General features: G+C 60.5%; 13 protein-coding genes. 6 read left to right on the plus strand and 7 right to left on the minus strand.

All coding sequences use genetic code 11. The features are described 5' to 3' along the window. Positions 1–298 precede the first annotated feature (298 nt). Both ASG35_RS05935 and ASG35_RS05940 read left to right on the plus strand, forming a co-directional pair. Complete coding sequence (locus tag ASG35_RS05935; protein WP_082508247.1) at positions 299–2,251, plus strand: putative bifunctional diguanylate cyclase/phosphodiesterase; 1,953 nt, start codon at positions 299–301, stop codon at positions 2,249–2,251. Between the two features lie 238 nt (positions 2,252–2,489). Beyond that, positions 2,490–3,965 (plus strand): HDOD domain-containing protein, encoded by a 1,476-nt coding sequence (locus ASG35_RS05940; RefSeq protein ID WP_056354549.1) that lies wholly within the window; start codon positions 2,490–2,492, stop codon positions 3,963–3,965. Between the two features lie 58 nt (positions 3,966–4,023). On the opposite strand, the gene ASG35_RS05945 is transcribed toward ASG35_RS05940, so the two are convergent. Continuing rightward, complete coding sequence (locus ASG35_RS05945; protein ID WP_056354088.1) at positions 4,024–4,476, minus strand: hypothetical protein; 453 nt, start codon at positions 4,474–4,476, stop codon at positions 4,024–4,026. Positions 4,477–4,666: 190 nt separating this feature from the next. Further along, complete coding sequence (locus ASG35_RS05950; RefSeq protein ID WP_056354091.1) at positions 4,667–6,319, minus strand: methyl-accepting chemotaxis protein; 1,653 nt, start codon at positions 6,317–6,319, stop codon at positions 4,667–4,669. A gap of 307 nt (positions 6,320–6,626) precedes the next feature. Here ASG35_RS05950 and ASG35_RS05955 point away from each other — a divergent pair, with 307 nt between their 5' ends. From ASG35_RS05955 to ASG35_RS05960, 3 genes are all read left to right on the plus strand, one after another. Further along, the gene (locus ASG35_RS05955; RefSeq protein ID WP_056354094.1) at positions 6,627–7,880 is read left to right on the plus strand and encodes an MFS transporter; all 1,254 of its coding nucleotides are present in this window, start codon (positions 6,627–6,629) and stop codon (positions 7,878–7,880) included. A 139-nt stretch (positions 7,881–8,019) separates the two neighbouring features. Next, positions 8,020–8,325: a hypothetical protein gene (locus ASG35_RS32065; protein WP_082508262.1), complete on the plus strand. Its 306-nt coding sequence runs from the start codon at positions 8,020–8,022 to the stop codon at positions 8,323–8,325. Next, positions 8,304–8,828, plus strand: a complete 525-nt coding sequence (locus tag ASG35_RS05960; RefSeq protein ID WP_056354097.1) for a helix-turn-helix transcriptional regulator — start codon at positions 8,304–8,306, stop codon at positions 8,826–8,828. Before ASG35_RS32065 ends, ASG35_RS05960 begins: the two co-directional genes overlap by 22 nt. Positions 8,829–8,866: 38 nt before the next feature. Here ASG35_RS05960 and ASG35_RS05965 read toward each other — a convergent pair whose 3' ends face one another. The 5 genes from ASG35_RS05965 to ASG35_RS05985 form a co-directional block, all read right to left on the minus strand. After that, entirely contained in the window at positions 8,867–10,816 is a 1,950-nt protein-coding gene (locus ASG35_RS05965; protein WP_268761112.1) for a propionate--CoA ligase, read from the minus strand. A 66-nt stretch (positions 10,817–10,882) separates the two neighbouring features. Then, the gene (locus tag ASG35_RS05970; RefSeq protein WP_235527465.1) at positions 10,883–11,401 is read right to left on the minus strand and encodes a hypothetical protein; all 519 of its coding nucleotides are present in this window, start codon (positions 11,399–11,401) and stop codon (positions 10,883–10,885) included. Next, complete coding sequence (locus ASG35_RS31200) at positions 11,398–11,661, minus strand: hypothetical protein (protein ID WP_156393019.1); 264 nt, start codon at positions 11,659–11,661, stop codon at positions 11,398–11,400. Before ASG35_RS31200 ends, ASG35_RS05970 begins: the two co-directional genes overlap by 4 nt. Positions 11,662–11,825: 164 nt before the next feature. After that, positions 11,826–12,584 (minus strand): 5'-methylthioadenosine/adenosylhomocysteine nucleosidase, encoded by a 759-nt coding sequence (locus ASG35_RS05980; RefSeq protein ID WP_056354105.1) that lies wholly within the window; start codon positions 12,582–12,584, stop codon positions 11,826–11,828. After that, positions 12,581–14,950 (minus strand): UvrD-helicase domain-containing protein, encoded by a 2,370-nt coding sequence (locus ASG35_RS05985; protein WP_056354555.1) that lies wholly within the window; start codon positions 14,948–14,950, stop codon positions 12,581–12,583. The genes ASG35_RS05980 and ASG35_RS05985 overlap by 4 nt, the downstream gene beginning before the upstream one ends. 186 nt (positions 14,951–15,136) lie before the next feature. Between ASG35_RS05985 and ASG35_RS05990 the strand changes: the two genes are divergently transcribed. Beyond that, complete coding sequence (locus ASG35_RS05990) at positions 15,137–18,007, plus strand: valine--tRNA ligase (protein WP_056354108.1); 2,871 nt, start codon at positions 15,137–15,139, stop codon at positions 18,005–18,007. Positions 18,008–18,119: the final 112 nt, after the last annotated feature.

The raw sequence follows: 18,119 nt of genomic DNA on the forward strand, positions 1-18,119 counted from the left end.
CCGCCTGCCCGCTCACCTTCCTTCATCGCACTCTACCGCAAATCGGGATGGCGACAAATTGCGTGGAAACCCGCCGCGCTGAGGGCTTGGGGCGCGCGGCCATTCTTCTAAAGAATTCGGCGATGTAACCGTTAACTTGCAAAGAACAGGTCCGAGTCGCGGCCGCTGGATTGCCCGGCAGCCTTTGCGTCAGCATCGCCGGCAATTCTCCAGCACTTCGATGCGGCGCGCTCCGGACCGCGCGCGCCGTGTTCCTTCAAGGCCCAGCACGCGTTCAGACAGGCCAAACCCACACAACATGCAAGTAAAACGGACCCGCGCTCAGCGCTTCAATGCATGGCTCGCCTTCGCAGCCCAGACTCGCGCTACCGTGCGCCGGGCTGCCGCGACGCTGGTCGCCAATGCGCAGGCCAGTTGCAACGCCAAGCTCGCTACCATCGACGCACCAGCCGCCGGCGTGAAATCGTATGCACCGGTTTCGTCCCATGCGGCACGGCTCGTCCAGATTTCGTCCGCGCGTGGCGAACCAATTCACGCAGCCGCCGCGATCGATGCGCCCAGCAAGCCTTCGTCAAGCGCGGCAAACGAAGCCACGCTCGCTGCCGTCGACTTCATCGCGCACGTGGATGCGTCGCTGCAGATCAAGTACGTGTCGGAACGAAGCGTCGAGTTCCTCGGCTATCACCGCGACTATCTGAGCTCGCTAACGCTGCATGAACTGGTGCCATCGGAAGAGATGGATGAACTCGATGCCCTCGTCGCCCGCGCCCGCCAAAGCGGCCAGCAGGAAGCGACGACGCTGCATCTGCTGAAGTCGCTGACCACGCCGATCCTCGTGGAGCTGCGAATGCTTTCGACGCCCGAAGCCGGCTTTGCCGTCGCCGCGTTCGAAGTCTCGCACTGGCGCGAAACCGAAGCGGCGTTGCGCCACGCGCTCAATCACGATCCGCTCACGGGCCTGGAAAACCTGACGGCCTTGCAAGCAGCACTCGATGCCGCCCAGGCCGAAGCCGTTCACACGCGAACGCACGCGGCCCTGCTGCGCGTGGATATCGACGATTTCCAGCGCATCAACCGCGCGCTCGGTTACGACGCCGGCGACGACATGCTGCGCGAAACCGCGCGCCGGCTGCAGCATGCGGCTCGCGCGGGCGAACGCGTGGCACGTGTATCGAGCGATGAATTCGCCGTATTGATGACGGCGGGCACGGCCGACGAAGCGATTGCGGCCGCCGAAGACCTCGGGCGCCGCTGCTTGAGCGCGGTGGCGCAGCCGTATAAATATCGTGGGCAACATACGCATTTGTCGGCGAGTATCGGCGCGGCTATCTTCCCCGACGCTGTGGAACATACCGGCAGCAGCCTGTTGCGCATGGCCGATCACGCGCTCGCGCAGGCCAAGGGTTCGGGCGGCAATATCGTCGTGTTCCATGCGCCCGATAACGATCCGCGCGACGCCGAGCGGCTGAACCTGGAAGCCGATCTTTACGAGGGCGTGCGCAACGGCGAATTTGCGCTGCATTTCCAGCCGATCACAGAAAGCCGCCACGGCGGCGTGGTCGGTGTCGAAGCGCTGATCCGCTGGCAGCATCCGGTGCACGGCCTGGTTCCTCCGGCGGCTTTTATCTCGCTGGCGGAATCGATTGGCCTGATCAACTATCTTGGCAACTGGGTGCTGAAAGCCGCGTGCATGCAACTGGTGCAATGGGACAAGGACGGAATCGCGCTGGATTACGTGTCGGTGAACGTCTCGCCGCAGCAATTCCGCGACAAGCGCTTTACGCAAAACGTAAAGGACGCGCTCGAACTGACGGGTCTGAATCCGCGCCGGCTGGTCTTCGAAATCACCGAAAGCCTGCTGATGCACGATCCCGAAGAAGCCACGCTGCTGCTGGAAACGCTGGCGGCGCTCGGCATCCACTTTGCCGTCGATGATTTCGGCACCGGTTATTCGAGCCTTTCCTATCTGCAGCGCTTCCCGCTTTCGAAGTTGAAGATAGACCGGAGCTTTATCGAAAACTTGCTGACATCGCGCAATAACCGGGCGATCGTCACTGCCGTGGTGGGCCTGGCCAAATCTCTCGGGCTGGAACTGGTCGCGGAAGGCGTGGAGACGCAAGACCAGCGGAATCTGCTAATCGAGATGGGCTGTGATCAAATACAGGGCTGGCTGATCAGCAAGGCGCTTCCCGCGACGGAACTGAAGCGTTGCTTTGAGGATAAAACGCTCTTTCTCCAGGCGTCTTTATAAGATACCTTCACGATTTGTGACATGTCTCGCGTCTGCCTTAAAGCTTGTGTGCTGTTACGCCGTTATAAAGCGTAGACACACGGATTCAAGACTTGCACATGGGACTTAAGCACGTTTTTATCCGCGCATTACACCTCGGCTGAGTCGAATGCGCGTTGCCGGCCTGAACGCCGCAACGCGCCGAACCCAAGCTGCTCAGCCAACCGGACTGGAACCTGCAAGGCAACACACCAATCGCATGGCAAGCAATACCAAAGCCGAATTACTGGACAAACTGTGGGCGCGCATGAGCGAGCGCGGGGATTTCCCCATGCTTTCGCAAGCATTGCGAACCACGGTATCCGCCATGAGCGACGACGACCTGGACTTCACTGCCCTCGTCCAGGTCGTTCTGTCTGACTTCGGCCTCACGCAGAAGGTGCTGCGGCTCGCCAATTCCGCGATGTACATCTCGTTCGGCGGCAACATCACGACCGTCACGCGCGCGCTGATGGTGCTCGGCATGGACGCGGTCGGCCATCTCGTGGTCGGGCTCAAGCTCGTCGATCATTTTCATCACAGCGCGCCGCGCCGTATCGACGCCAAGCTCGAACTGAATCGCACGCTGCTTTCCGGCGCGGTCGCGCGGCAAGTGACCGAGCGCAGCGAATTCCGGGCATCGGAAGAAGCGGTGGTCTGTACGTTGATGCGGCAGATCGGCAAGCTGCTCGTGGCGTTTTATCTCGAGACCGAATGGGATCAGTTGCGCCGCAAGGCCGCCGCCGAAGACATCAGCGACAGCATTGCGTGCGGTGCGCTTCTGGGCGTCACGTTCGAGGAGATCGGCATCGAGGCGGCGGACCGCTGGCGTTTGCCGGAGACCATCCGCACAGGCATGCTGACACGCGATCCGCTCGCGCCCATCGATGAAAAAACGCCGCGCCATGTGCGCTGGCTCCAAGCGGTCACCAACTATTCCACCGAAGTCGCCGATGCGCTCACGGCACTTCATGTCGATGAAGCTCATCGCGAGAGTTCGCTGATCGATATTGCCAACCGCTATAGCCGCGCACTTTCGACCGACGCGGCAACGCTCGCCGAAATGAGCCTGGCGCTCGCAAACGAAGACTCGAATGATGGCGTGATGCGCGAGATCGTGGAGTTGCGCGCGGACGCCGATGCCATCGCGCGCGCGGGGTTATCGGCGGAAGCGCGGATCGCAGCGAGCCTTGACGACTTGCGCTCGCTGCCATCGAAAAACGCGTTGGCGCCCGTGCTCGCGCTCGCGTCCGAAGCCGTGCTCGCCGGGCTTTCGTTCTCGCGCACTGTCGTGTTCGTGCGTCAGGCCAACGAGGAATTCCAGGCGCGGCTCGGACTCGGTCCGGGCGTGGAATCGCTGCTGCCATCGCTGACATTTCCGGCCGCGTTCCAGCCGGACGTGTTCCATCTGGCTATCTCGAATCCGGTAGGGATTTTTATCGAAAATGCGCGTGATCCGCGTATCGATGCACGTCTGCCACGCTGGTTCAAGTCGTGTTTCGGCGACGCTCACGCGTTCGTTCTCTTGCCGGTGAAAGCGAATGGAACGACGGTGGCGATGCTTTATGGCGACTGGACCCAGGCGCAACACGTGCGCAAGATCACCTCGATGGAAATGTCCGCGCTCAACGATCTGATGCGGGAATTGAGCCGTTTTTTTAGTAACGCCGACTGGAAGGAAATGGAACTGATCTAGTCGGCGCGCTCAAGTGCAATGTAGTACTTGAAGCTCGCAGTCTAGATATTCCATGGAGTTATTCGCGCCAGAGAATAGCCACCGCCTGATCGCCGTACTCCACGATATAACCTCCATTCTCGCGCTGCCATTCGCGTCCTTCTCCAGCGCTCGCAAACCAGATTTTTTCGTAATCGCCGAAAGCGCCGGCATCGAAGCGGTATCGGTCGATGACAGACGGCGCTTGCGTATCGATCACGGCCTTACATGCGTCCCAGCCGAAATGTCCAAGCTCGACGGCGAGCATATTTAGCACGTGCTTGAGCTGGATTTCCGCGCGGGTTTCGTGCAATTGCGCGAGCGTGGCGTCGCCGCGCATCACGCCGGCCGCGAGCAAACGCCGAAGCACGGGCATCGCCGCGCTCGTGCTTTCTGCGCGCGCGAGACGAAGCAGCCGGCGCGCGTGGCGTCGAAGGAACTCGGTGTTGGTTGAAACAGAATGGGTAGTGCGAGGTACGGATGTTGACCACATGACGTTTCTCCTTAATGCGCCGTTCTCGCTGCGGCTAAAGGTTCAACGTTGCGGTTTATCCGGATGAAGAGATAACGCGTGGCAGGTGCTTTCACTTTCGCGAGACCGGGCGCCCTGCCGCGCCCGTCGCGAATTCTAGAACGAAGGTCTGCTTTGCCGCAAGCCTTCGTTTTCCGAACACAGCGTTACATCACTTCAACTGAAACTTTCCGACCAGTTGTTTCAAGGCGTGCGCCTGGTCATCGAGCGATTGCGCAGCGGCCGCCGCTTGTTCCACGAGCGCCGCGTTTTGCTGCGTGCCGGCGTCCATCTGCGTGACGGCATGATTGATCTCTTCAATGCCGCTGCTTTGTTCCGCCGATGCCGCCGATATCTCACCCATGATGTCCGTCACGCGCTTCACTGCACGCACGACTTCGTCCATGGTCGCGCCGGCTTCGTGCGCGAACGTGGAACCATCGGAAACACGCGAAACCGATGTATGGATCAAGCCCTTGATCTCTTTCGCCGCCGCCGATGAACGTTGCGCAAGACTTCGCACCTCGCCTGCAACGACCGCAAAACCACGCCCTTCTTCGCCGGCCCGCGCCGCTTCCACGGCCGCGTTGAGCGCCAGAATGTTGGTCTGGAACGCAATCCCCTCGATCACACCAATGATGTCGCCAATGCTCTTCGCGCTGGCGTTGATCTGCTCCATGGTCGCGACCACGCGGCCGACGACTTCGCCGCCCTTCTCCGCGATCTCCGACGCGTTGTGCGCGAGCGAACTCGCCTGCTTCGCGTTCTCGGCGTTCTGACGCACGGTCGATGTCAGCTGCTCCATGCTCGACGCGGTCTTCTCAAGCGCAACCGCCTGCTGTTCCGTACGCTGCGACAAGTCCACATTGCCTTGCGAGATTTCGCCCGACGCCGATGCAATCGCTTCCGCGCTCGCCGCGATCTCGCCGACCGTCGTCGATAAACCCGATTGCATGCCCGAAAGCGCGTAGAGCATGCTGGTGTTATCGCGTTTGGCAATGGTGATTCGGTTCGACAGGTCGCCCGCGGCGATGCGGCTGGCGATCTGCGTTGCGTAGACGGGTTCGCCGCCGAGTTGCCGGGCAAGCCGCCGCACAACCCATTCGGCGACGAAAAATGCCAGTACGATCATCGCCAGCGTCAACACCGCGACCATCACGAACGACGCGTGATAGATGGACGAAGCGGTATCGATGGTCGCTTTCGCCGCCGCGCCGCGCTGCTCGATCAGCACATTCACGAGCTTCTCCAGCTTGCCGGTCGCCACCAGCAACGACACATCCTGCATGCCGACTTGCCAGTTCATCTGAGACAAATCGAGCGGCTGCTCTTTCATGAGCTTGACGAACGCGCGCAGGTCGTTGCTCCACGCGCCCACGGCCTTGGCCAGTTGCTTCTGCTCGCCGGTTGGATCGGCGAAACTTTGCAGCTGGGTTTGATCGCGGCCAATGTCCGCCAACGCGTGTTCAATGTCCGTGCCGAGTTCGTCGCGCTCCTTTGCCGTCGTCGCGGTCAGCAGCATTTTTTGCGAGCGGCTTGCGCGCAACATTGCGGCGCGGAGTTCCTCGGCGGCACGGCTCGCCACGTATCCCTCGCGATAAATCGAATCCGTCGAGCCGTTGAGACGGCTGATTTGCGTCAATGCGATCACGCCGATAACCAGCGTCCCGATCAACAGCAACGCAAACGCGAGCCGCAGCGATGCTTTCACGGACAGCGAACGGCGGCTGGTCCCGTTGACCTGATGCTTCGAGTTTTTGCCGGCCGCATCGGCCTCGGGGATAAAGCCGGCGCCGGGGTTGCCACGCAGCGAGAACAATTTCATCGATTGAATCCCAAGTTTGATTGGCATCGCGCGAGGGCCGCCTTTTGAGCGGCGAGCGCAAGTACATCAATGGTCTACGGCGGGATCCGGCAGTTCTTTAGGAAAGTTTTCAGCGGTTGTTGCAAAGCAGGGTTTGATGACCAAAACGCATGGAAAACCCGGAGAAGGCGCACTTTCAATGTCCGGTTTGCGACAAAACTTGGCCGGACAATGGTTAGAGGACACCTTAAAATTACCAAAACGGGTTACCTGCTGCCGGTTCAGGCGGATAACGAATGCAACGCGAGACTTCTTCAGCCCTTTTCCCATGCAGACGAGTATCGATAAAAACGCGCTTGGCGCCGCACCGTCTTTAAGTTCGGCGAGCGCTTCGATTGCAACCGCTCCGCGCACCGTGTTTTCAGTTTTGGGCGCGATCAGTTTTGCGCATCTGCTCAACGACATGATCCAGTCGCTGATCCTTGCCATTTACCCGATGTTCAAAAGCGAGTTTTCCCTCTCGTTCGGGCAGATCGGCCTGATCACGCTGACGTATCAAATCACGGCGTCGTTATTGCAGCCGCTCGTTGGCCTTTACACCGACAAACATCCAAAACCGTATTCGTTGCCCATTGGCATGGGATTCACGTTGTGCGGCTTGTTACTCATGTCGATGGCAGGAAGTTTCCCGGTCTTGCTGATAGCAGCGGCGCTCGTGGGATGCGGATCGTCGATATTCCATCCGGAATCGTCGCGCGTGGCACGCATGGCGTCCGGCGGCCGGCATGGTCTTGCACAGTCCGTGTTTCAGGTCGGCGGCAATGCGGGCAGTTCGCTCGGACCTTTGCTGGCGGCGCTGGTGATCATGCCTCATGGACAACGCAGCATTGCCTGGTTTTCAGCGGCCGCGCTGCTCGCGATTTTTGTGCTGTTCAATATCGGACGGTGGTATCAGCGTCATCCTGCCGTGAAGAAAGCGCGCAACGCCGCCGTGGTGTCCTCATTGCCACGCAACAAGGTGATGATCGCGATGACCGTCCTGATGGTGCTCACGTTCTCGAAGTATTTTTATCTCGCGAGCATTACGAGCTACTTCACGTTTTATCTGATCAGCAAGTTTCATTTGCCCGTTGAAACGGCGCAGGTTCACCTCTTCTGGTTCCTTGCGGCAGTGGCGGTCGGCACGATCGTGGGCGGTCCCGTTGGCGACAAGATCGGCCGCAAGGTCGTGATCTGGGTGTCGATCCTGGGCGTGACGCCCTTCACGCTGATGTTGCCATTCGCCAACCTGTTCTGGACCGGCGTGCTGTCCGTTGTGATCGGGCTGGTTCTGGCGTCGGCGTTCTCGGCCATCCTGGTTTATGCAACGGAACTGGTGCCCGGCAAGGTCGGCATGGTCGCGGGCCTGTTCTTCGGCTTCGCGTTCGGCATGGGCGGCATTGGCGCCGCTGTCCTTGGCCATCTGGCTGACGCGACGAGCATCGACTATGTCTATAAGGTTTGTTCGTTCCTGCCGCTGATTGGAGTCCTGACCATCTTGCTGCCAAATACCCGGGAGAAAAAGGTATCGGCACACGCGTGATGCTTCCGATCATGTGAGCAGGACAGGCACACGACCGGCGAAAGCACGACTCTAAAACGAGTTTTCGTTTCGTTGTTCCAGCGCCTCTCAAGGTTGTCACTTGACAACCTCGAGAGGCGCTTCTACTATGGAGCTAAGGATGACTCGTTCAAAGCATCAAAAGAAGGAAGTTGAAGAAGCACTACGGCACGCAGAGTCTCACGGGTGGCGCGTTGAACCAGGCGGAAGCCATGCATGGGGACGGATGTATTGCCCATATAACGAAGCCACTTGCCGTTGCGGCGAGTTTTGCATTACCAGCATCTGGAGCACGCCCAAGAATGCGGTCAATCACGCGCGAGCGATCAAACGCGTAGTAGACAACTGCGCAATCCAGCCTGCAAAGGTTTCCCATCAGTCAGCGGTCTTACTTGAATTTAAGCCATGGAATACACGTTCACATTGAAATACCGGCTGTCGGATAACGACTGCGATCACGAAGAGCTGATCGGGCGGCTTGGCGCTGCCGGATGCGACGACGCGCTGATTGGTGTTGGACAGGCCGGCCGCATCGCGCTTGAATTCACGCGCGAAGCAGACAGCGCGGAAGCTGCGTTGATGAGCGCGTTGAAGGACGTGAAAACGGCCGTTCCATCGGCCACGCTGGTGGAGGCATCGCCGGATTTTGTAGGCCTGACCGACGTCGCCGATACCATTGGTGTCACGCGCCAGAACATGCGCAAGCTGATGCTTGCGAATCCGTCAACCTTTCCTGCGCCGGTTCACGAAGGCAGCGCAGTGGTCTGGCATCTGGCAGAGATTCTGGACTGGCTCAACGCTCGTGGAACGTATCAACTCGAGCGGGCCGTGCATGAAGTCGCAGCTACGACCATGCAAATCAACTTGGCTAAAGAGGCGGTACACGGGTTGCCCAAGACGCAATCGGTGCTGCAAAAACTGGTTCGTTGATAAAACCACGTTCCGGGCGGCGCACCCGGAACGCGGTTTTATCGTGTCAGCGCTTCTTTCACCTGCAGCAGTGCTCCAGCGTCTTCGATCATTGGCAGGTCGCCTGGATCGCGGCCTTCGGCCAGCGCGGCAATCGCGCGTCGAAGCAGTTTGCCCGAGCGGGTCTTCGGCAGCATCGCGAGAAAATGCACGCGGGCGGGACGCGCAATCGCACCAAGCTGTGAATCCACACTGCGTGCAAGTTCCGCTTCAAGCGCTTCGCGTGCGCCTGGCTGATCCAGCGCCTGGGCGTCGCGCAAAACAACGAACGCCAGAGCGGCTTGACCCTTGACCGGATCGGCAACGCCTACAACGGCCACTTCCGCCACCGCCCGATGACTGCTGATCGCCTCTTCAATCTCGCGCGTCCCCAGCCGGTGCCCCGCGACGTTGATCACGTCATCGGTGCGCCCGAGAATGGAAACGTAGCGGTCTTCGTCGGCCACACCCCAATCGAAGGTCGAATACAACTGATGCCCGGGAACGCTCTGCCAGTAAGTCTTGATGAACCGCGAATCGTCGCCCCAGACGGTTTGCATGCAACCGGGCGGCAACGGATAGTCGAGCGCGATCACGCCCTTCTCGCCCGCTTCGCAAATCTCGCCGGTTGCCTCGTTGCGCACGGTCAGGGCAAAGCCCATCGACGGCACGCCGGGAGAACCCAGCTTCGGCGGCAACGCTTCAATGCCGCGAGGAATCGCGATCATCGGCCAGCCGGTTTCGGTTTGCCAGTAGTTATCGACCACGGGCTTTTTCAGCGCGCCCTGGATCCATTGCGCGGTGGGTTCGTCGAGTGGTTCACCAGCCAGAAACAGCGTGCGCAAACTCGATAAATCCGCTTGCTCCATCAGCTTCGGGTCCTGTTTCTTGAGCACGCGCAGCGCGGTCGGTGCGGTGAACATCAGGTTGATCTTGTGCTGCTCGATAATGCGCCACCAGATCCCGCCGTCCGGGCGAATGGGCGTGCCTTCGTACATGACCGTGGTCAGTCCGGCAATCAGCGGCGCATAGATGATGTAGCTGTGCCCGACCACCCAGCCCACGTCCGACGCGGTCCACATGGTGTCGCCGGGTTTGCCCTGGAAGATGTGTTCCATCGAAGCCGCCAGCGCCACCGCGTACCCGCCCACGTCGCGCTGCACGCCCTTCGGCTTGCCGGTCGTGCCGGACGTATAAAGCACGTACGACGGTTCGTTCGATTCGAGCCATACGCACGGGACCTGGGCATCAAAGAACTGTTCGCGCAGCGGTTCGTAATCGACCAGATAAGGCGCTTGCAGGCGTTCCGGCGCGAGTTGCCGGTCGATCAGCAACACGTTCGCCACTTTGTGTTCGGCGCGGGCGAGCGCTTCATCGACGAGCGGCGTGTAGTCGATCACCCTGCCCGCGCGCGCGCCCGCATCGGCGGAGACGATCAAGACGGGCGTGGCGTCGTCGATCCGCGCCGCCAGACTCGGTGCCGCGAAGCCGCCGAACACGACCGAATGCACCGCGCCGAGCCGCGCGCACGCGAGCATTGCAAACAGGGCTTCGGGGATCATCGGCAAGTAGATGAGCACGCGTTCGCCCTGCTTGACGCCGAGCGAGCGCATCACGGCGGCCATCCGGTTCACTTCGCCGTGCAGTTCGGCGTAGGTGTAACGCCGCTCGATGCCCGTTTCCGTCGATACATACACGAGCGCATTTTGCTGTGCGCGCGATGCCAGATGACGGTCGACAGCGTTGTAGCAGAGATTGGTCTTGCCGCCGACAAACCAGCGCGCAAACGGCGGATTGCTGCGATCGAGCACCTGGTCGAACGGCGTTTCCCAGTGGATGCGCCCGGCCTGTTCGCCCCAGAACGATTCCGGATCGTCGATGGAACGGCGGTGAGCTTCACGATAAGTAGGCATTCGAACCTCTGTCGGGTAGCGGAATCGCCGCGCCGGTTGATTCCGGACGCGGCGAATTGCTCCTGAGCATAGTTCAGCCGGTAATACCGTGCTAGAGAGGGACGGCCCTGATTTGATCCAGCGTCATGGCATCTGGAGACGCGGTTTATTCGGTTTATCGATGGAAGGCGCTTTCGACAAGTCCGGACCCGAATGCTTGAGCAACACGGGCGCAAGTTCGTTCGCCACGCGCATGCTCGACACCACGACCAGACGCAAGCCGCTGCCCTCGCACATGCCGCGCACCGTTTCACGTGTCGACGCCCGTGCCTCGATGCGCGGCTCGATCACGATCAGGCCACGGCAATACGCCGTGAGGGCGGTCTGGTTCGATCGCAGCCAGGCGGAGCGCAGGCGAAGATCGTCGGCGGGTTCGTCGGGGCAATACTCCGCGACGATCACGAACGGCGCCTTCAGCGCAAGCAAACGTTTCATTTCAGCGCCCCACGCGAAGGCGTAACCGGGCTGCACCGAGCGGCGGCGCAATCGCACGAGCGGAAAACGGGCGGCGTCGTGCATCCGCTGATTGGGGACATCGGACGGTTCGATCGTTCGCGGTGCGGATGTCGCTGATGCTGCGGTTTGAGATTGGATGGCGATCACAGCGGTCTCGTACTCCAGAAATTCATTACTAAAGCCAGGTTCGCGACTATCGGGCGGCGCGAGAAGCGCGGCCGCCGAGCCTGTACGGCGTTTTGCATCGCGGGTTTCGATGCCGCTTTTGAAGCGTCGCCGAGCCAGGCGTGGCGAGTTGTCTCGATCACACGCGCCGCGTTGACGGATACAACCTGCGTTGCCCGGCTGGATTCGGGCGACGAAGCGTGCATAAAACCGGGCGATTTATCGGGCGTCGTTTGGGTCAAGGTGGACCTCCTGTCGTCCGATGCATTGTAATTGCGAATCATTCTCACTTACAAGCGAGAATTTTGGGGCGGGGCCGTGCGGAACGTTTGAGCCGTTGTGCAGAAACTAAAAAGCCGAACACGCTGCAGAAAACAGCGCGTTCGGCTTTTGGAAGGGAAAGGGTTTAAGCGCGCTCGGCCAGGAACCGTCGCAGGATGCCGGACGAATACGCGCCGCCAAGCGCGTGGAGGAAGTCGAGGAATGATTCCGGCGCGTCGGCGTCGGCGGTATCGGACACGGTGCGAACCACGGCGCACGGCACGTCGTATTCGTAGCAAATCTGCGCGAGCGCGGCGCCTTCCATCTCGACCGCAAGCGCCTCGGGCAAGGCGGCGCGCAATGCGTTCACCTCCGCGTGACTCGATACAAACCGGTCCCCGCTCACAATCAGCCCGCGATGCAAACGCGGCGGATGCACGCCAAAACGCGCTTCGAGCGCCGCGTGTTCATCGGCGAGAAATGCTGTGCAGGCTTTCGCCAGCGCATCGCTCAATTCAGCATTCGCGGCAAAACGCGCCACGCCGAGCAACGGTACTTCGAAACGCGGAAACAGCGGCGACGCATCCAGATCATGCTGCATCAAGGTATCACCGATCACGATATCGCCCACGCGCACGTCTTCCCGAACGCCGCCCGCCACGCCCGTGAACACGATTGCCTCGACGCCGAACACATGAATCAGCGCGCTCGCCGTAGCCGCCGCAGCCACTTTGCCGACGCGCGCCAGCGTCACCACGCACGCCACGCCATGCGCCGTCCCGACGTGATATTCGCGCCGCCCGATCACCTCCGTACGCACGTTCCCGGCAACACGCATTGCATCGATAAGATCGCCCTGTTCCTGCGGCAACGCGGCCATGATGCCGAGCCGGTCGATCTTCATTCAACCGCCTGCAACTTCGCCACTGCCAACGCGAGCCATTTCTCGCCATGACGCTTAAAGCGAACTTGCGCCTTCGCGTCGGTCCCCGCGCCTTCCAGCGCGATCACCGTGCCTTCGCCAAATTTGTTGTGGAAGACCGGCTGGCCGATCTTGAAGCCGGTATCGGCCGCGCGCTGGTTGTTGGCGAACGCGGGCAACGGTTTGCCTGCATCGGGGTCCGTGTACGCGGCGCGCTCGCCACGTTCCTGTCCCGGGCGCGCGAACCAGTCGCGGCCCCAGCCGGCGTTGTCCGCACGACCGCCCCAGCGCGCGCCCGCTTCGACTTTCGGCGTGAGCCACTTGAGCGACTCTTCCGGGAGTTCATCGAAGAAACGGGAGCGAATGTTGTAGCGCGTCTGGCCATGCAACATCCGGCTCTGTGCAAACGATAAATACAAGCGCTCCTTTGCCCGCGTGATCGCCACATATGCAAGACGCCGCTCTTCTTCGAGCCCGTCGCTTTCCTGCGCGCTGTTTTCGTGTGGAAACAAGCCCTCTTCCAGGCCGGTGATGAACACCGCCATGAATTCCAGACCCTTCGCCGCGTGCACCGTCATCAGTTGCACCGCGTCCTGTCCGGCTTGCGCCTGGTTGTCGCCGGCTTCCAGCGATGCATGCGATAAAAATCCCGCCAGCGGCGTCATGGTGTCGGGGTTTTGCGCGGGATCGGCGGGACTTTCGGGATCGAGCACATCGACTGCCGGATCATCCGTGGCGACGCCTATCTCCGGCGCGTTCGTCGCACCCGGGCGCAACGGGATGGAGCGCGCGGGCGTATCGAGCCCGTAGCCCTCTTCCTGCACGAATGCCGCTGCCGCGTTCACCACTTCCTGCAAGTTTTCGAGCCGGTCCTGACCTTCGCGCTCGTTCTCGTAATGCGTCGCGAGACCACTCGCGCGAACCACGTATTCGACCGTTTCCGGCAGGCTCATATGCTGCGTTTCCGCGCGGATCTTGCCGATCAATTGCGCAAAATTCGCGAGGCTCGAACCTGCTTTGCCGGCCACGTAGGGCACGGCGGCGGCCATCGAACAGTTGTAGAGACGCGCGGCGTCGGCGAGTTGTTCGATCGACCTGGCGCCAATTCCCCGGGTCGGGAAATTCACGACGCGGGCGAACGCGGTGTCGTCGTTGGGGTTGTCGATCAGACGCAAGTACGCGAGCGCGTGCTTCACTTCCTGGCGCTCGAAAAACCGCAAACCGCCATACACGCGATACGCAATGCCCGCATTCACGAGCGTATGTTCGATAGTCCGCGACTGCGCATTGCTTCTATACAGGATCGCGATTTCGCCGCGTGCCGCGCCCGCGTGAATCAGCGCCTTGATCTCCTCGATGATCCAGCCTGCTTCCTGCGTGTCGGTGGCGGCTTCGTACACGCGCACGGGTTCGCCGTGACCCGCGTCCGTGCGCAGATTCTTGCCCAGCCGACGCGAATTTTTCGCGATCAGGAAGTTGGCGGTATCGAGAATATGACCGTGCGAGCGATAGTTCTGCTCCAGCTTGATCATGTTTCGCACGTGGAATTCGCGCTCGAAATCATGCATGTTGCCGACGTTCGCGCCACGGAACGCGTAGATGGACTGATCGTCGTCGCCCACCGCGAAGATGGCGTTGTGCTCGCCCGCAAGGATCTTGAGCCACGCGTATTGCAACTTGTTCGTGTCCTGGAACTCATCCACGAGAATGTTGCGAAAGCGCGCCTGATAATGCGCGCGCAGCGGCGGATTGTGCGCGAGAAGCTCGTAACAACGCAGCAAGAGCTCGGGGAAATCCACCACGCCTTCGCGCTGGCATTGCTGCTCATACGCCGCGTACAACTCGACGAACTTCATGTTGAAGGCGTCGGTGGCGTCCACGTCTTTCGGACGCAGGCCTTGTTCCTTCGCATTGTTGATGAAGTACTGCAGATTCTTGGCCGGATATTTTTCATCGTCGATATTCAGGCCTTTCATCAGCCGCTTGATGGCCGAGAGCTGGTCCGCCGTATCGAGGATCTGGAACGCCTGCGGCAGGCCGGCATCGCGGAAATGCGCGCGCAGCATGCGGTTGCACAGGCCGTGGAAGGTGCCGATCCACATGCCGCGTGTATCGATTGGCATCATGGCCGTCAGCCGCGCCATCATTTCCTTTGCGGCCTTGTTCGTGAACGTGACGGCGAGAATGGTTTGCGGCGATGCATAACCTTGCTGGATCAGCCACGCAATCCGCGTGATCAGGACGCGCGTCTTGCCGCTGCCCGCGCCCGCCAGGATGAGCGCCGGCTCGTTTGGCAGCGTGACGGCGGCAAGTTGTTCGGGGTTCAGATTGGCAAGCAGATCGGGCATGGGCGAGTCTTCCGGTGGGCCGAACATTATAAGACCGCGCGACCGGACACGTTTTTGGAACGAACGGCGGCCAGTCCGCCCCGGAGCGCCAAAATCGGCTGCCGCGCCGGTAAGACCTTATAATTCACCGATGTCGCTGGTCGACCCCCGCTTCTTTTTTACGCAATTTTCGGCAGATCCCACCCCATGAGTGACAACACGCTTGCGAAGAGTTTCGAGCCCCAGAACATCGAATCCCATTGGGGACCGGAATGGGAAAAGCGCGGTTACGCCGCGCCCACTCTGGACGAAGGGAAGAAAGACTTCTCGATCCAGCTCCCGCCGCCGAATGTCACCGGCACGCTGCACATGGGTCACGCGTTCAACCAGACCATCATGGACAGCCTCACGCGGTATCACCGTATGCTCGGCGAAAACACCATGTGGCTGCCGGGCACGGACCACGCGGGCATCGCGACGCAAATCGTGGTCGAACGTCAGCTGGACGCGAAGGGCATCTCGCGCCACGACCTCGGTCGCGAGGAATTCCTGAAACGTGTATGGGACTGGAAGCAGCAGTCCGGCTCGACCATTACGGGGCAAGTGCGGCGGCTTGGCGCGTCTATCGACTGGTCGCGCGAATATTTCACAATGGACGACAAGATGTCGGCCGCCGTTCAGGATGTGTTCGTCACGCTCTACAAGCAGGGCCTGATTTATCGCGGAAAGCGGCTGGTGAACTGGGATCCTGTGCTGGGCACGGCCGTGTCCGACCTTGAAGTGGTGAGCGAAGAAGAAGCCGGCAATTTGTGGCACATCAACTACCCGCTGCCGGACGGCTCGGGCCATGTGACGGTCGCGACCACGCGCCCGGAAACCATGCTGGGCGACACCGCCGTGATGGTTCATCCGGAAGACGAGCGGTATGCGCACCTGATTGGCAAGACGGTGATGCTGCCGTTGTCCGACCGCGAGATTCCGGTGATTGCAGACGACTACGTGGATCGCGAATTCGGAACCGGCGTGGTGAAGGTGACGCCCGCGCACGATTTCAACGATTATCAGGTCGGCCTGCGCCACAAGCTGCCGATGATCGAGATCCTCACGCTCGACGCCAAAATCAATGACAACGCGCCGGAAAAATATCGTGGACTGGATCGTTTCGATGCCCGCAAGCAGGTCGTCGCCGACCTTGAAGCGCTCGGCCTGCTCGAATCCGTCAAGCCGCATTCGCTAATGGTGCCGCGCGGCGACCGCACGAGCGTGGTGATCGAGCCCATGTTGACGGACCAGTGGTTCGTCGCCATGAGCAAACCGGCGCCGGAAGGTACGTTTCATCCGGGTAAGTCGATTGCGGAGACGGCGCTCGACGTCGTGCGCAACGGCGAGATCAAGTTCGTGCCGGAAAACTGGTCGAACACTTATTACCAGTGGCTTGAAAATATCCAGGACTGGTGCATTTCCCGCCAACTCTGGTGGGGCCATCAAATCCCGGCGTGGTACGGCGAGAACGGCGAGATTTTCGTCGCAAAGACGGAAGCCGAAGCACGCGCGGAAGCGGCGGGCAAAGGTTATACCGGCGCGCTGAAACGCGACGACGACGTGCTCGACACGTGGTTTTCGTCCGCGCTGGTGCCGTTTTCGTCGCTCGGTTGGCCGGAGGAAACGCCGGAGCTGAAGCATTTCCTGCCTTCATCGGTGCTGGTGACCGGTTTCGACATCATCTTTTTCTGGGTCGCCCGGATGGTGATGATGACCACGCATTTCACCGGTCAGGTTCCGTTCGGCACGGTCTACGTCCACGGCCTCGTGCGCGACGCGGAAGGCCAGAAGATGTCGAAAAGCAAGGGCAACACGCTTGATCCCATCGATATCGTCGACGGCATCGATCTGGAAACGCTGGTCGCCAAGCGCATCACCGGCCTGATGAACCCGAAGCAGGCCGAGAAGATCGAGAAAAAAACCCGCAAGGAATTCCCGGGCGGAATCCAGCCTTACGGCACGGACGCTTTGCGCTTCACGATGGCGTCGATGGCCACGCTCGGTCGCAACGTGAATTTTGATCTGGCAAGGTGCGAGGGATATCGTAATTTTTGCAATAAGCTGTGGAACGCTACACGGTTTGTGCTCATGAATACCGAAGGCCACGACTGTGGTTTCGGCAAACCGGAAGAATGCGAAGCCGGTGATTGCGGCCCGGGCGGCTACCTGCATTTCTCGCAGGCGGACTTCTGGATCGTGTCGCTGCTGCAGCGCGTGGAAGCGGACGTGGCGAAGGGTTTCGCGGATTACCGGTTCGACAACGTGGCGAGCGCGATCTACAAATTCGTCTGGGACGAGTACTGCGACTGGTACCTGGAACTGGCGAAAGTGCAGATCCAGAACGGCCTGCCCGAGCAGCAGCGCGCGACGCGCCGCACTCTGCTTCGCGTGCTGGAAACCGTGCTGCGCCTGGCGCACCCGATCATTCCGTTCATCACGGAAGCCTTGTGGCAGAAGGTGGCGCCGCTGACGGACCTGTATCCGCAGCTTGCAAATGCCGGCGAAAGCACGTCGATCATGATTCAGCGGTATCCGCAAGCGCAGCCGTCGAAAATCGACGAATCGTCAGAACAGTGGGCGGCCGAACTGAAGGGGGTCATCGATGCATGTCGTAATCTGCGCGGCGAGATGAATTTGTCGCCGGCAGTGAAAGTGCCGCTGCTGGCAACGGGCGACGAAGCGCAGCTGAAATCGTTCGCGCCTTATGTCCAGGCGCTGGCGCGTTTGTCGGAAGTGAAGATCATCGCCGACGAAACCGCGCTCGACGCCGAGGCAAGTGGCGCGCCAGTTGCTATTGTAGGATCGAACAAGTTGGTGCTGAAGGTTGAAATCGATGTTGCTGCAGAACGCGAGCGCCTTACAAAAGAGGTCGATCGCTTGACGCAGGAAATCGGCCGCGCGCGCGTGAAGCTGGAAAACGAAAGTTTTGTAGCCCGCGCACCGGCTGCCGTAGTTGAACAGGAACGCAAGCGGCTTGCGGAATTCGAATCGACGGCTGACAAGCTGAAAGCGCAGCTTTCGCGCTTGCCCGCTTGAGGATTCGCCGGCGAGCCGACCTGAACACGAAGGCTCGACCGGAAACTAACCCATCGCTTGTTCCGTCTATAGCAAAGTGCAGTTTGACGCTGGAAGAATTAATCTCGTCGCA

The sequence above is a fragment of the Burkholderia sp. Leaf177 genome (genome assembly GCF_001424345.1).
Classification (GTDB): domain Bacteria; phylum Pseudomonadota; class Gammaproteobacteria; order Burkholderiales; family Burkholderiaceae; genus Caballeronia.